Here is a 14,979-nt window from a genome sequence, read left to right on the forward strand (position 1 = left end):
GGAGACGATTCTGCTTGGGCTCAAGCGTCGCCGGCGCGCATTCCCATACGAACCAGGGTGGACAGGTTCGACGCCTGCATCTTGGTCATCACCTTGGCGCGAAAAATCTCCACCGTGCGGGGGCTGATCTCAAGGCGCAGCGCGATTTCCTTGTTCGAACAGCCATCGATCAGGGCGTCGAAAACCTGGCGCTCGCGGGTGGTCAGGGTCGCCAAGCGGCTCTGGGCCTCATCCCGCGCCGTTCGGTTCGCCTCCAGGCTGCTCAGCGAGGCGATGCAGTGGCTCACGCATTTCAGGATCTGCTGGGGATCGAAGGGCTTTTCGATGAAGTCGACCACCCCCGCCTTCATCAGCTGAACCGCCAGCGGCACGTCGGCATGGCCGGTGATGACGATCACAGGCCAGCTGTCGCCCCTCATCGTCTTAAGTCTGCGCACCAGTTCCGGGCCCTCCACGCCGGGCATGCGCACGTCGGAGACGACGCAGGCGCTCTTGTCCGTCGGCAGGTTCTCCAGAAAGTCGTCGGCGCTGGCGAAGGCGCGCGCTCGAAATCCGGCCCCCCGCAACATGAGGACGAGCGAGTCCCGCATGGCTGGGTCGTCATCGACGATGAAGACGGAATGCGCGTTCATGCGGCGTCGAGCTCCGGGCTGTGGGGCAGGCGGAAGGTGAAGGCGGCGCCGCCCAGTTTGCTGCGGCCGACTATCAGAGCGCCGCCGTGGCTTTCCACGATTGAGCGGGTCACCGACAGACCCAGGCCCATGCCGCCTGCCTTGGTCGAGAGCATGGGGTGAAAGATGCTGTCTTGCTGATCCGTGGGAATGCCGCGGCCATTGTCCTCGACGGCGATTTCATAACCTTCGGAGCCGAGCGAGCGGCCGAGAACGGAGACATGGCCGTCTGAGCGTCCGATCACGGCGTCCACAGCGTTCCGGACCAGATTGGCCAGGGCCTGCTGCAACTGGATACGATCCGCCAGGACTTGATCATCCTCGGCGTTTGCGTCGATCTCGATCGTAACGTCTGTGTCGCGGCTGATGAGGACGAAAAGCGGGTGCAAGTCCTGGATCATCGTGGATGCCCGTTCCTCGGTGAAGGTGCGCGATCCGGACGAGATGAGCTCGCGCATGCGCCGGATGATGTCGCCGGCCCGAAGCAGCTGCGCCTTCGCCAGATCCAGCGCCCGACCGGCGACCTCTGCCGGCGCTCCGACCTTGGCGAGGTCAGCCTGCCCGGCGTGCAGATAGACAGCGGCGGCCGTCAGGGGCTGGTTCATTTCGTGCGCCAGCGTCGCCGCCATCTCGCCCATGGAGTTCAGGCGCCAGACGTGGTTGAGCTTTTCGGTCAGGTCACGCTCACGCTGCCTGATCCCCTCGGCTTGGCTTTGATCTGCGAGCGCCAGAACGATGTGTTCGGGGGTGATGTCCTCGGGCAGCACATGGGCGTGGATCGTCAGCGGCACACGACCACCGCCGGGATGGACGACCGTCCAGAAGGCGGATGAGGGCGCGAGAATTTCGCCGCCATGCCGTGCGAGCGTCAGGGCCCCCTCATCAAAGCCTGGAAGAAGCGTTTGAAACGGCACGTCCATGGCCCTGTCGCGGCCGACGCCCAGCAGCGCCGCCGCGGCGGGCGTCACGCGCTGCGTGCGGCCGGTCCGATCAAGCGTCACGATGGGCGCGGACGTCAGAATGGTATCGAGAAGCATCTCCCGGAGCGCCAGGTCACGCATCAGCGCTCGCGATGTCCGAAGCGAGCCCGTCAGCCGTCGGCAAACTTCGGCGATGCTCCAGGCCACGACGGCGAAAAGAACGGCGTTCACAACGGCGTCGGACACGCTTTCGCGCGGAACGAGCCAAAGGTTCAAAAAGATGGCCAGAGCGATGGAAAGCATCACAGCCGCCCGACGCGCGAACAGGGCTGTGACCATTATCGCCGGAACCATCGGCAAATAATAAAAATGTCCCAAGGGTTCGAGCGCGAGGCGTATCACCGAAGCGAACAATACTGCAGCGCAGGCGACGATGATGCCTCCCCACCAAGTTTTTGTGCGACGCAACACAATACCCGGCGGGCCAAATCGTAGAGGGGCTGCGTTTTCACGCTTCACTACGCAGTATCTCGAAACATCAGAACCAACGACGTCCTTCCTGTCGTCTTTTTGACGTATTTACCATAGGCCCTTTAGCTATGCGTGAAAATACGTAATCGGCCGCTGGCGATGTCCGCACGCCAAGCGTCGCCGTTCTTACGCAATCCTACCTAAGCCGTGGTTCAGATTTAATATTAATCATCGCCTCATCCTTGGAGTGCAGAATGCATACGCCTCAAGGACCATCATGTTTCGTTCGTTTCCCCTCTTCGCTGTCGCGGCAGTAAGCCTCGCAGCACCCATCGCCGCCCAGGCCCAGTCGTTCGGTCTGGATGTCGGCGTCGCCAGTCAATATGTCGGCAAGGGACTGGGCAAGAGCGACGAGAAGACCGCGCCTTTCGCCAAGGCCGAGGTCGACTTCGGCGACGGTTACGCCAGCGTCTTCGTCTCGGACGCGGCCGGATCCCAAGGCTATGACATGGAGATCGTCAGCATGGTCGGCTGGCGCCCCAAGGCGGCCGGCGTCGCCTTCGATCTGGGCGTCGTCAACCGCGACCTGACGGGCTCGCGCCTCGGCGTCGATGAGAACTATTTCGAATATCAGGCCGACGCCTCGCGCAAGCTGGGTCCGATCGCCACGCGCCTGCGCGTCAACTATTCGCCCGACGGCTTCGCGGCCACGAAAGAGGCCTGGTGGCTTGAGCTTCAAGGCACGGTCGCCGTCGCCGCCAAGACCAAGGTGTCGGCCGCTGTCGCCAACCGCATGGCGGACGGCGGGGTCGATTACAACGCCTGGAACGTCGGGGCCAAGCACAAGCTGACCGACGCCTTCGCCGTCGATCTGCGCTGGTACGACACCGACCGCCACAGCGTGGGCGAGCCCTACGAGGGCCGCCTCGTCGCCGCCGCCACCTATTCGTTCTGAGTTACCGATCCATCGGGGGATGCTGAGTTGAAGATTATCGAAAATATGCCGGTCGGCCGGAAGCTGTTTGCGGCTTTCGGTTTGGTGCTTATGGCGATCGCCGTCATGGGCGCCGTGGTGGTGATGAGCCTGGTCAAGATGGAAACGTCTGGCGATCAACGTAGCCTGGAGAACAAGGCGAACCGCACGACCGCCACGGCTGAGTTCTACATGGCGCGGCAGGAGAACGCGCTTCGGGGCTATCTGCTTTCCCAGGATCCCTACTACATCGAGCGTCTCGACGCCCACCGCGCCAAGTTCTTGGGGGCCATGGCTGAGTTGCGGACCATATTGCCCGCCGATCGCACCGCGCCGATCGACAAGGGAGTGGAAGCGAACGCGACCTGGTACAAAAATGTGGTCGAGGCTGGTTCCGCCATGGTCCGCGAAGGCCGAGGCGCCGAAGCGGTCAGTATGGTCGGCCGCACCGGCGTCGCCGACACGTATGTCGCTCCTCTGGAAGAGGCGATCGACGAGATCAAGGCTTCGAATGACGCCGCCCTGACCGCAGCTCGAGATGCTCAGGCGCAGGCGACCCACGACGCGATGAATGCGGTGGTGATCGGCTTGATCGCCGCACTCGTGATCGCTCTGGCCGCCGGCTTCGCCGCTACCCGCGCCATCACGCGGCCGATCTTCACGATGATCGGCTATATGCAGAAGCTGATGGCGGGCGACACCGCGATCCAGATCGTCGGCGCCGACCGCAAGGACGAGTTCGGCAAGATGGGCCAGGCCATCGTCGCCTTCCGCGACGCCGCCATCGACAAGGTCCGCGTCGAGCAGGAAGCCGCCGCGCACCGCTCGATGAGCGAGCAGGAACGCGCCGCCAACGAGGCCGACAAGGCCCGCGCCGCCGCCGAAGACAAGGTCGCCCTGGACGCCCTGGCGAACGGCCTGTCCGCCATGGCCAACGGCGACCTGACGCACCGGTTCACGACGGAAGTCGCGCCGCGTGCCGAAGTGCTGAAGACCGACTTCAACGCCGCCATCGCCCAGTTGCAGCAGGCCGTCTCGGTCGTGGTCGCCAACATCTCCGGCATCCGCTCGGGCGCTGGCGAGATCAGCCAGGCCGCCGACGACCTGTCACGCCGCACCGAGCAGCAGGCCGCTTCGCTGGAAGAAACCGCCGCCGCCCTGGACGAGATCACCGCCACGGTGAACAAGACCGCCTCGGGCGCGCGACAGGCCTCCGACGTGGTTCAGGCCGCGCGCGGCGATGCCGAGAAGAGCGGCGTGGTCGTTCGTGACGCCGTTTCCGCCATGACCGCGATCGAACAGTCGTCGTCGCAGATCAGCCAGATCATCGGCGTCATCGACGAGATCGCCTTCCAGACCAACCTTCTGGCCCTGAACGCGGGCGTGGAAGCTGCTCGTGCAGGCGACGCCGGTCGCGGCTTTGCGGTGGTCGCCTCCGAAGTTCGGGCTCTGGCCCAGCGCTCGGCCGAAGCGGCCAAGGAAATCAAGACCCTGATCTCGGCCTCTACCGGCCAGGTCGGCGCCGGCGTGAAACTGGTGGGCGAGACCGGCGAGGCCTTGCAACGGATCGTGGACCGGGTCGCCGAAATCGACAGCCTGGTCACCGAGATCGCCGCCTCGGCCCAGGAACAGGCCGTGGGCCTGGCCCAGGTCAACACCGCCGTGAACCAGATGGATCAGGTCACGCAACAGAACGCGGCGATGGTCGAGCAATCGACCGCCGCCAGCCATTCGCTGGCTCAGGAGGCTGAAAGCCTGCAGGCGTCGGTCGCTCAGTTCCGCGTCGGTTCGCACCAGCAGGCGTCTTCGCCTGCGCCGGTTCGCACCCATTCGGCCCCGCCTGCGCCCAAACCCGCCAGCCGCATGGTCGCCGCGCTGAAGACCATCGGTCGCGGCGGCGCCGCCCTGAAGCCGCAAGCCGCCGCCGTCGAAGACGGCTGGGAGGAGTTCTGATGAGCGAGACCCTGACCCTGGTCGATGTGCTGGACCGTAATGCGGCAGAGCCGTTGAAGGCCGAACTGCTGGCTTTTCGCGGTCAAGACCTGACGCTGGACGCCTCGGCGGTCCAGCGCCTGGGAGGACTGTGCCTGCAAATCCTCATGTCGGCGCGGAAAACCTGGGCAATCGATGGCGTCAACCTAAGGTTAGGTTCTGTGTCGCAAGCTTGGGTGGAACAATGGGCGGCTTTTGGCGCGCCCGACTTCAACACCGAGGGGCTGACGGCATGACGAAGACCGTTCTGACAATCGACGATTCACGCACCATGCGCGACATGCTGCTGATGGCGCTGGAAGACGCGGGCTATACCGTGATCCAGGCCATCGACGGTGTGGACGGACTGGAGACGCTGGCCGCCAAGGGCGCCGACGTCATCATCACCGACATCAACATGCCCCGCATGGACGGTTTCGGCGTCATCGAAGGCGTGCGCGCCGATCCGAACCACCGCACCACGCCGGTGCTGGTACTGACGACCGAGAGCGACGTCGAGAAGAAGGCGCGCGCGCGCGCCGCCGGCGCCACCGGCTGGATCGTCAAACCCTTCGACCCCGCAAAACTGGTGGACGCCGTCCGCCGCGTCGCCGCCTGACCACCCACGCCCGCCGGACCCGGACCCATGGACGCCTTCGAAGCCATCAAGGCCACCTTCTTCCAGGAATGCGACGAACTGCTCGCAGACCTGGAAGCAAAGCTGATGCTGCTGGAGCAGGGTCAGACCGACCTGGAGACGATCAACGCCGTCTTCCGCGCCGTCCATTCCGTCAAGGGCGGGGCAGGGGCCTTCGGGCTGGAAGCCCTGGTGCGGTTCGCCCACGTGTTCGAGACGCTGATGGACGAACTGCGCGGGGGCCGCAAACCCTGCGACACGATCACGATCAAGACCCTGCTGCGAGCCTCGGACGTGCTGGCCGACCATATCCAGGCGGCGCAAGGGCTGATCCCGCCGGTGGACGAGGGGCGCTCCGCCGCCCTGGTCGCCGAGCTGGAAATGCTGACCCACGGCGGCGAGGCTCAGCCCGTGGTCGAGGATGAAGACGACGATTTCGGCTTCGTCCCCATGGCCTTCGACATGGCGCTGGACGAACCGACCGCCGTCGCGCCCGGGCCTGGGGCCGTCGGCTGGCGCATCGTGTTCAAGCCGCTGGGCCGGATGTACGCCAACGCCAACGAGACGGGTCTGTTGCTGCGCGAACTGGGCCGCCTTGGCCCGACGACGGTGGTTCTGGACGACACCGACGTGCCCGTCCTGGACGCCCTGCCGGTCGAGGACGGCTGCCTGACCTGGACCGTCGATCTGGACGCCGCCGTCGATGAGGCCGCCGTTCGCGAGGTCTTCGACTTCGTGGAGAGCGACTGCGAACTGACCATTACCCCCTTGGGAGGCGCGTCGGACATGAGCACGACGTTCGAAGACGAGCCGGCGGCGATCCTGCCGGCCAGCGACGATCTGGACATCGCCGCCCTGTTGGCCAAGGCCGGCGGCGCGGTCGTTGAGGCCCCTGCGGAAGTTATCCCATTCGTCGCCTTCGAGCCTGACCCGGCCCCCGTTGTCGCACCGCCGCCCGTTGCTGCGCCGGCCCCTGCCGCCGCAGCTCCGGCCTCCGCGCCCGTCGCCCCGGCGCCGGTGACGATCCGCGTCGACCTGGATCGGGTGGACCGCCTGATCAACGTCGTCGGCGAACTGGTCATCCAGCAGGCCATGCTGTCGCAACGCGTCCTGGAAAGCGGCCTGGCCCGTTCGTCCGGCATCGCGCTCGGCCTCGAAGACCTTGAACTGCTGACCCGCGAGATCCAGGACAGCGTCATGGCCATCCGCGCCCAGCCGGTGAAGTCGGTGTTCCAGCGCATGCCGCGCCTGGTCCGCGAAGTCGCCGACATGGTCTCCAAACAGGTCCGCCTGGTCACCGTCGGCGAGGACACCGAGGTCGACAAGACCGTGGTCGAACGCCTGGCCGAGCCGATCACCCACATGCTGCGCAACGCCATCGACCACGGGCTGGAAACGCCCGACGAGCGCGTCGCCGCCGGCAAGTCGGCCGAGGGCACGGTTCGCCTGGCCGCCCTGCACCGTTCGGGCCGGATCGTGATCGAGATTTCCGACGATGGTCGCGGCATCAACCGCGAGCGCGTCAAGAAGATCGCCATCGACAAGGGGCTGATCGCCGCCGACGCGCCCCTGACCGACGAGCAGATCGACAATCTGATCTTTGCGCCCGGCTTCTCCACCGCCGCCGTCGTGTCCGACATCTCGGGCCGGGGCGTGGGCATGGACGTGGTCAAGCGCTCGATCCAGGCTCTGGGCGGCCGGATCTCCATCAGCTCGGTTCCCGGCAAGGGATCGACCTTCACCCTCAGCCTGCCGCTGACGCTGGCGGTGCTGGACGGCATGGTCGTCGCCGCCGCCGAACAGACGCTGATCGCGCCCCTGCCGGCCATCGTCGAGAGCCTGACGCCTCAGGCGGCCGACCTGCATTTCGTCGGCGGCGTTGATCCCGTGATCCGCTTCCGCGAGCGCTTCCTGCCGCTGATCGACGTGGCCCTGATCATGGGCTTCCGCGAGCAGCCGATGAACCCGACCGACGGCGTCGCCGTGGTCGTCGAAACCGAGAGCGGCCAGCAGGCGGCCCTTCTGTTCGACGCCATCCAGGGTCAGCGCCAGGTCGTCATCAAGAGCCTCGAGACCAACTACCAGCAGGTCGAAGGCGTCGCCGCCGCCACCATCCTGGGCGACGGTCGCGTGGCCCTGATCCTCGACGTCGACGTCATCGTCACCGACATGCGCCGCAAATCCATCCGCCCCGATTTCAAGCTCGCGAGCTGAACCATGACCGAAGCCAAAGATCCCCAGCGCGAACTCATCGCCTTCCGCATCGGCAGTCAGGAATTCTGCGTCGACATCATGTCGGTGCGGGAAATCCGCGGCTGGACGCCCGCGACGCCTCTGCCGCGTTCGCCGGGCTATATGAAGGGCGTCATCAACCTGCGCGGCACCGTCCTGCCGATCATCGACCTGGGCGCCCGCTTTGGTCTGACGACCTCGGAACCGACGGCCCGCCACGTCATCATGGTCGCCCACATCGGCGGTCGGATGGTGGGGCTGCTGGTCGACGCCGTGTCCGACATCCTGCAGATGAGCGAGGCCTCCGTGCAGGCGACGCCCGACGTGGCTAGCGACCAGGTGAAGACCTTCGTGAAAGGCATCTTCTCCATCGACGGTCGCATGATCAGCCTGATCGAACTGGATTACATCCTGCCTCAGGTCGAGGCCGAAGCCGCATGACTGCCGCCGCCGGTCGGGGATCCATCGTCGAGGGCGAGTTCGTCTTCACCGCCGAGGATTTCCGCCACATCGCCGAAATGCTGCATGCCCATGCCGGCATCGCCCTGAACGAGGGCAAGGCCGCGCTGGTCTATTCGCGCCTGGCCAAGCGTCTGCGCACCCTGGGCCTGACCAGCTTCCGCGACTACTGCGCCCTGGTCGAGGGCGTGGACGGCGTGGATGAGCGCCAGAAGATGACGGCGGCCCTGACCACCAACGTCACGCGCTTCTATCGCGAGCCGCACCATTTCGATGATCTGCGCGACCGTGTCATGCCCGAGCTGGCGGCGCGGGCGCGCGCCGGCGGCCGCGTGCGCCTGTGGTCGGCCGCCTGTTCGAACGGGCAGGAGCCCTATTCGATGGCCCTGACGATCCTGTCGGTCCTGCCCGAGGCGGCGGACCTGGATGTGCGGATCCTGGCCACCGACATCGATCCGAACATGGTCGCCCAAGGCCACGACGGCACCTACTCCGAGGAAGCGCTGGAGCCGGCGCCCGTCACCCTGTGGCGCAAATATTTCGACCGCGCCGACCGTGGCCAGTGGACAGCCGGTCAGCAGCTGAAACGCCTGGTCAGCTTCAAGGAGCTGAACCTGATCGGCGACTGGCCGATGAAGGGCAAGTTCGACGTCATCTTCTGCCGCAACGTCGTGATCTATTTCGACGACGCGACCCAGGAGCGGGTGTGGAAGCGGTTCACGCCGCTGATGCACCCCGGCGCGACTCTCTATATCGGCCATTCCGAACGCGTCTCAGGCGGCGCCGCCAGCCAGCTTCACACCGCCGGCCTGACCACCTATCGCCTGGGCGGCGCCTGATGAGCGCGCCCGTCCGCGTCCTGGTCGTCGACGACAGCCTGACCATGCGCGGCCTGATCTCGGCCGCCCTGAAATCGGACCCTGAGATCGAGGTTGTCGGCACCGCCGCCGATCCCATCGAGGCGCGCGCTGCGATCAAGGCCCTGAACCCCGACGTCATCACCCTGGACGTCGAAATGCCCAACATGAACGGGCTGGAGTTCCTGGAAAAGATCATGCGGCTGCGGCCCATGCCGGTGGTCATGGTTTCGACCCTGACGGCGGCGGGGACCGACGTGACCCTGGCCGCGCTGGAGATCGGCGCCGTGGACGCCGTCGCCAAGCCGGCGGTCGCCAGCGTGGACGCCTTCCACGACCTGATCGGCAAGGTGAAGACCGCCGCCCGCTCGCGCGTCCGCGCCCGAGGCGACACGCCGGCCGCCGCCGAGGCGCCGCGCGCCTATCGCCCCGATTTCAATCATATCCTGGCCATCGGCTCGTCCACCGGCGGGGTCGAGGCCCTGCTGACGGTGCTCAGCGGTTTCCCCGAAAACTGCCCCGCCACGATCATCACCCAGCACATGCCGGCGACCTTCACCGCCAGCTTCGCCGCTCGTCTGGACCGCGTCTGCGCCCCGACCGTCACTGAGGCGGTAGACGGCGCGCCGCTGAAAACCGGCCACATCTATCTGGCCCCTGGCGGCGCGACCCATCTGGAGGTTTCCTCTGGCCTGACGCCACGCTGCCGCCTGATCGCCAGCGATCCGGTCAACGGCCACCGCCCCTCCGTCGACGTGATGTTCGAGTCCGTCGTGCGCCTGAAGCGTCCGATGACGGGCGTCATTCTGACGGGCATGGGCCGCGACGGCGCCAAGGGCCTTCTGGCCGTGCGCGAAGCCGGCGGCCGCACCCTGGGCCAGGACGAGGCCACCTGCGTCGTCTACGGCATGCCCAAGGCCGCCTTCGAACTGGGCGCCGTGGAGCGGCAGTTGCCGCTGCACCGCCTGTCCCCCGCCATCCTAGAACTGTGCGCCGATAAGGCCGCACGGTCAGTCGCCTAACCGGGAGCGTACCTCATGCCCGCCGCCGCCTCTCTCCACTGTCTGGTCGTCGACGACCAGATGACTATGCGCTCGCTGGTCCGCACCAGTCTGCAACAACTCGGCGTTCGCGAGATTCGCGAGGCCGCCGACGGCGAGATCGCGCTGCGCGACATCGTGTCCAAGCCCGCGCACCTGATCATCTCGGATTACAACATGCCGAACCTGGACGGGCTGGGCCTGCTGCGCGCCGTGCGCGCCCACCCGCCCACGTCCAAGACCGCCTTTATCATGCTGACCGGCCGCGCCGACCGCGAACTGGTCCAGCGCGCGGTGCAGTTCGGCGTCAACAACTACCTGGTCAAGCCATTCACGGTCGCTCAGCTCAAAGGCAAGCTGGAAGCCGTCTTCGGTCCCCTGACATGAGCTTCGCCGCTCTGAAGGACAGCGTGGAGAAACGCGTTCACGTCGGTCAGGGCGAGCACCACATCACGTCCGATCCCAACGTCGTGCTCAGCACCATCCTGGGGTCCTGCGTCGCCATGTGCCTGCGCGATCCGCTGGCGGGCGTCGGCGGCATGAACCACTTCCTGCTGCCGGAAGGCTCGGGGGCGGGGACCGACGCCGGGCGTCGCTACGGCGCCTATGCGATGGAGCTTCTGATCAATGACCTGCTGAAGGCCGGCGGTCGGCGCGAGCGGCTGGAAGCCAAGCTGTTCGGCGGCGGACGCATGTTCGACAGCCTGCGCGATGTGGGCCGCAGCAACGCCGACTTCGCCGAACGTTTCCTGCGCGACGAAGGCATCCCGGTCGTGGGCGGAAGCCTGCGCGGCGACGGCGGACGTCGTCTGCATTACTGGCCGGTCTCCGGCCGCGCCCTGCAGCGCGCCGTCACCGATGTCGTCGCGCCCAAGCCTGTGCCCGTCGTCGCCCCGGTCGATACCGGCGCGCTGGAACTGTTCTGATCATGAGCGCCCCTCCCGAACACGCCGATCTGCTGGCCGCCGTCGCCGACGAGCTGATGCTGGTCCGCGAAGGCATCGACGGGATCGAGGCCCTGGTCAGCGATCTGGTCCGCCGCGCCCCGCCGGAGGAACGCCCCAACGCCCTGACCCAGGCCCAGGCGCTCGACGCCCTGACCCAGCGGCTCGAGGCCCTGTCCGGCGTCCTGCGCATGCTGGGCGGCGGCGCCAGCCCGTCCGAGGCCGTCAGCCGACTGTCGCTGGCCGACATGGCCGGCCGCCTGCGGCCCGCCGCCGGCGAACATCGCCCGGCGTCCACCGCCGACGCCGGCGACCTGATGCTATTCTGACGCCATGGCCGGCGGCGGCCGGCTCAACCTGGCGCATGCCACGATCCTCCTGATGGGCGCTGCTCATGGCCCTTAGGCGGTCGATGCGCGTTGCCGGCGCCGATGGACTGCGCTCCATCCGGCTGCGTGGTGCGGCGGTTGACGCTGAGTAACCTGTTGGCGCTGTCATTTACGCGGCGGATTCAGCTGCTTAAGCGGTTTGAGCCGCGTCAGGTGGTCTCGATAAAAGGTGTCGGGACCACTTAAAACCTACTCACTCCGGGGCCGCAATCGTTAGGTTCCGGAAATGTGACCATTTGAGGCGACCACCTGAGAGCTGCTCAGATTGAACCGAAACCACCTAGGACCTGCTCAGTCTTGGAGTGGTCGTCGAAGGGTCAGTGGAAAACCACGCCCCGCCTTCCATCGTCTATAAGGCCTAGGAGCTAACGCAGTGGGCTTCATCGACTTTTAGCTTCATCCTCCCCCCGGAGCGGCCTCGCCGCTCCGATGGAACGCGCATCGTATCGAAGCTGCGTTAAAGGATTCATGAGCTCGACAACGCTTTCCCACTAGCCGTCGCGCGAGTTGAACCAGTTCTTCTCGGCTCGCTCCTCGCTTCTTGAGGGCAACAGCAAAGTACTTCGTTCAAACGATTACGATCGGGATCACGATAATGAGCAGATAGGCGAGGGCCCGGACGGTCGCCCAAGCCGCGATCAACGTCCCCTTTTGCCGACTTACATTGAGTTTCCTCGCGAACCATGCGGACTGAACATTCATAAACCAGAGAAACCCGCCGAAGATTATGGCCCAGCCAATCGCGTTGTTAAGGTCGGGGCGTCGGAGGAAGACATCGCCAAGGGTGAAGGACGCAGCGCAGAGCGCGGCGAGATAGCATTGCGCATAAAAGGGGGCCCGTAGGGTTTGGCGGCTCAATTTCTTGCCTTGCCGATGCACCAAGCTTGCAGCGGTGATGAGCGGGACCAGGCTGAAGACCAATGAGCGAAAGAGGATCAGGTTTTGCTGGGTCGTTGAAATCGCCTTGAACGTTTCCGAGGTCGCTTCCGGTGGCGGGATATGGGCCGCCGCGGAGATGATATTGGCCAGGACGATCGTCACCAACAGCAATAGCGGTGGGCTCAAAGCATCGTCGTAGCGATGCTCGCTGTCGTCAGTCTGTTCGCGATCGGAATACTCCATCGCCTTGAGCGGATGCATGATGATGCGTCCGAGAGTGAGCGGATAAAAAATCAGCCAACTGGCGGCTTCAAAGATGAAATCCTCGAAGCTTTTCAGGAGCTTCATGAAATCCATGATTGCCTCGACTGCAGTTGGTTGTCCGCAAGCGCTTACCGTTGCAGACCTGTAAGACATCCACAATCGGATTACGCTGGAGGCGCGCTGCTTTTGAACATCGATTGACGGTTTGGGGGAGTTGAGACCAACTGCTCTCCGAGACGTCGCAGCCATATCGTAGCAGAGGCTTCTTCGTTCGTCGGATCCGCTTCAGGAGCCAGGAGAGCAGATTGAAAGAGTCTACCGGCGTCTGGCTGATCCGCGTTTCCGCGATCCTGTGGTTCCTAATTCTGGTCGGCATGCTGTTGAGCCTGCCGATCCTGTTCGATGTCGGCTGGTGGGCGGTTCTGGGCTTGGCGGTCTTTGCCGGCTTTCTAGCCGCGCCCATCGCCTGGGGTGTGCGGCGATTGTTCTCCCGACAACGTAGGCAGCCATGGCGGAGGTCGCTGCTGAAGACGGCTTTTGCCACCTTCGCCGTGCTGGCGATCCTGGCGGCGACGCCGATCTATTTCCTGGCGTTCAACGCGACGCTGCGCCCGGTGACCGTGCCGCTGGCCACCCTGTCGAACGGCAAGAAGACAGTGGTCTTCCAAGGCATGATGCATATCGGCACAGAGAGCTTCTACAAGGGCGTGGTCTATGACCTGGAACGCGCCCTGACCGAGGGCTACGTCATCTTCTACGAAGGGGTGCGGCCTGACCCGAGCGCTGAGGCTTGGTTCAGCCAGACCCTGGCCGGCGGCGGGGATCTATCCGCCAACTACACCGCTTTCGGCAAAGCGTGCGGGCTCGACTTCCAGTTAAACTATTTCACCCTGCTGGACGTGGACAAGGCGGCGCACCCGGAGCGGCACGTCGCCGCCGACGTCACGACGGGTGACATGAAGCGCGAATACGAACGTCTCGTCCGCACAGACCCAGAGTTCGCCGCCTATGCCCGTTCGTCCGATGTGAAGAATGATGAGGCGTCCAGCGCCAGCATGGCCAAAACCCTAGCCTGGCTGGATCGCGCGACCCCGGGCCAGCAGCTTCTGGTTGGAACGGCGTGCCGAGGCATCCTCAATATCGTGACGTCCAATGACGACGAGAGCGCTCCGATCAATAGGGTCGTGCTCGACTATCGCAATCGCGAGCTGGCGGCGCGGATCACCCAAAGCCCGGCGAACAAAATCTATGTCACATACGGCGCCGGCCACTTGCCCGGATTGCTGCGCGATCTGAAAGCCACGGACCCCGCTTGGGAGATCAAGTCCCTCAAGTGGGAGCGCACCATCGAAACGCCCGAGACCCTCAGCGGACGCCTGAAATGATCGCCGCATTCCGGACTGACGCGAAGGATCGGATCCACCGGTCGGCCACAACCGACCTGCCCTACTACAATGGGGAGCCGGTTCAGATCAGCGGGCGCGGCTGGCTGACGATCATCGCCGCTGTGCTGGTCGCCTTCGGCCTGTTGGTGTCGCTGCCGCTGAAAACCTTCCCGCTCGATTTCATTCCTGCGCTGCTCTTCACCGGCCTGCCGCTGCTGGCCTTGATGGCCGTAACAGGCTGGCGTGCTCCGGCTATTTTTCGCCCGATCGGCGTCAAAGGCATGCTTGCGGGACTGGGCTTCGCCCTGCTGACGATCATCTGCTCGATGGTTGTCGGCCTTATCCTCACCAGCCTCGCGGACACGTCCCCAAACCCGGCTGTGGAAGGGCTGGTCAAGGCCAGTCAAACCGAACTGCTTCTCTTTCTAGCGCGCACCTTCATCCAGTTGATCGGCGAGGAGTTGGTCACCATCCTGCCTTTGCTGGCCGTGCTGTGGCTGTGCGTTTCCAAGTTCGGTCTTTCGAGGCGATGGGGGCTCTTCATCGCAGTGATCGTATCCACCCTGTGGTTCGCGGCGATGCATCTGCCGACCTACAACTGGAATGTGCTGCAGTGCCTTACGACGATAGGGACAGCGCGCCTGATCCTGACGTTGGCCTACGTCGTCACGCGCAATCTCTGGGTCTGCGCGATCGCCCATGTCGCTAACGACTGGTCGCTCTTCCTCGTCTCGTTCACGATCGGGCATATGCCCATCGACGCGGGGGTATGATTTGGCAGCGCTTGCGGAACTCTAGCGCGTGATAGCCGCTCTGGTTTTGAGTTCGGAAGCGTTCACGTCCGAGCCAATAAGTTCAAGTAATTTTCAGCGTCGTTTGCGTCGCCG

16 protein-coding genes are annotated in these 14,979 nt (G+C 64.9%); 13 read left to right on the plus strand and 3 right to left on the minus strand.

All coding sequences use genetic code 11. From position 1 onward, the window contains the following. Nucleotides 1–20: 20 nt before the first annotated feature. Both fixJ and ACZZZD_RS12565 read right to left on the minus strand, forming a co-directional pair. On the minus strand, nt 21–632 hold the full coding sequence (fixJ, locus tag ACZZZD_RS12560) for a response regulator FixJ (RefSeq protein WP_463435473.1): 612 nt from the start codon (nt 630–632) through the stop codon (nt 21–23). Further along, entirely contained in the window at nt 629–2,110 is a 1,482-nt protein-coding gene (locus ACZZZD_RS12565) for a sensor histidine kinase (protein WP_463435475.1), read from the minus strand. The genes fixJ and ACZZZD_RS12565 overlap by 4 nt, the downstream gene beginning before the upstream one ends. Before the next feature lie 229 nt (nt 2,111–2,339). On the opposite strand from ACZZZD_RS12565, the gene ACZZZD_RS12570 reads away from it, so the two are divergent. The 11 genes from ACZZZD_RS12570 to ACZZZD_RS12620 are packed head-to-tail and all read left to right on the plus strand — an operon-like array spanning nt 2,340 to nt 11,504. Continuing rightward, nucleotides 2,340–3,017 (plus strand): TorF family putative porin, encoded by a 678-nt coding sequence (locus ACZZZD_RS12570; protein ID WP_463435477.1) that lies wholly within the window; start codon nt 2,340–2,342, stop codon nt 3,015–3,017. Nucleotides 3,018–3,062: 45 nt separating this feature from the next. Continuing rightward, entirely contained in the window at nt 3,063–4,988 is a 1,926-nt protein-coding gene (locus ACZZZD_RS12575) for a methyl-accepting chemotaxis protein (protein WP_463436131.1), read from the plus strand. Then, nucleotides 4,988–5,263 (plus strand): STAS domain-containing protein, encoded by a 276-nt coding sequence (locus ACZZZD_RS12580; RefSeq protein ID WP_463435478.1) that lies wholly within the window; start codon nt 4,988–4,990, stop codon nt 5,261–5,263. Before ACZZZD_RS12575 ends, ACZZZD_RS12580 begins: the two co-directional genes overlap by 1 nt. Further along, nucleotides 5,260–5,625, plus strand: a complete 366-nt coding sequence (locus ACZZZD_RS12585; RefSeq protein ID WP_463435480.1) for a response regulator — start codon at nt 5,260–5,262, stop codon at nt 5,623–5,625. Before ACZZZD_RS12580 ends, ACZZZD_RS12585 begins: the two co-directional genes overlap by 4 nt. 27 nt (nt 5,626–5,652) lie before the next feature. Next, nucleotides 5,653–7,857, plus strand: coding sequence for a chemotaxis protein CheA (locus ACZZZD_RS12590; RefSeq protein ID WP_463435482.1), 2,205 nt, complete (start codon nt 5,653–5,655; stop codon nt 7,855–7,857). Nucleotides 7,858–7,860: 3 nt separating this feature from the next. Then, the gene (locus tag ACZZZD_RS12595) at nt 7,861–8,316 is read left to right on the plus strand and encodes a chemotaxis protein CheW (protein WP_159846579.1); all 456 of its coding nucleotides are present in this window, start codon (nt 7,861–7,863) and stop codon (nt 8,314–8,316) included. Beyond that, entirely contained in the window at nt 8,313–9,173 is an 861-nt protein-coding gene (locus ACZZZD_RS12600) for a CheR family methyltransferase (RefSeq protein WP_463435484.1), read from the plus strand. Before ACZZZD_RS12595 ends, ACZZZD_RS12600 begins: the two co-directional genes overlap by 4 nt. Further along, nucleotides 9,173–10,213, plus strand: coding sequence for a protein-glutamate methylesterase/protein-glutamine glutaminase (locus ACZZZD_RS12605; RefSeq protein WP_463435485.1), 1,041 nt, complete (start codon nt 9,173–9,175; stop codon nt 10,211–10,213). The genes ACZZZD_RS12600 and ACZZZD_RS12605 overlap by 1 nt, the downstream gene beginning before the upstream one ends. Nucleotides 10,214–10,228: 15 nt before the next feature. Further along, nucleotides 10,229–10,618, plus strand: a complete 390-nt coding sequence (locus ACZZZD_RS12610) for a response regulator (protein WP_463435487.1) — start codon at nt 10,229–10,231, stop codon at nt 10,616–10,618. Continuing rightward, nucleotides 10,615–11,157 (plus strand): chemotaxis protein CheD, encoded by a 543-nt coding sequence (locus ACZZZD_RS12615; protein ID WP_463435489.1) that lies wholly within the window; start codon nt 10,615–10,617, stop codon nt 11,155–11,157. The genes ACZZZD_RS12610 and ACZZZD_RS12615 overlap by 4 nt, the downstream gene beginning before the upstream one ends. A gap of 2 nt (nt 11,158–11,159) precedes the next feature. Further along, entirely contained in the window at nt 11,160–11,504 is a 345-nt protein-coding gene (locus ACZZZD_RS12620) for a hypothetical protein (protein WP_135194676.1), read from the plus strand. Between the two features lie 627 nt (nt 11,505–12,131). Here ACZZZD_RS12620 and ACZZZD_RS12625 read toward each other — a convergent pair. Continuing rightward, nucleotides 12,132–12,791, minus strand: a complete 660-nt coding sequence (locus tag ACZZZD_RS12625; RefSeq protein WP_463435492.1) for a hypothetical protein — start codon at nt 12,789–12,791, stop codon at nt 12,132–12,134. 221 nt (nt 12,792–13,012) lie between these two features. On the opposite strand from ACZZZD_RS12625, the gene ACZZZD_RS12630 reads away from it, so the two are divergent. After that, nucleotides 13,013–14,092 carry a hypothetical protein gene (locus ACZZZD_RS12630; RefSeq protein ID WP_463435493.1) on the plus strand — a complete coding sequence of 360 codons (1,080 nt, stop codon included), beginning with the start codon at nt 13,013–13,015 and terminating at the stop codon, nt 14,090–14,092. Continuing rightward, the gene (locus ACZZZD_RS12635; protein WP_463435494.1) at nt 14,089–14,865 is read left to right on the plus strand and encodes a lysostaphin resistance A-like protein; all 777 of its coding nucleotides are present in this window, start codon (nt 14,089–14,091) and stop codon (nt 14,863–14,865) included. The genes ACZZZD_RS12630 and ACZZZD_RS12635 overlap by 4 nt, the downstream gene beginning before the upstream one ends. Nucleotides 14,866–14,979 lie beyond the last annotated feature (114 nt).

It is taken from the genome of Brevundimonas sp. AC546, from assembly GCF_979258305.1.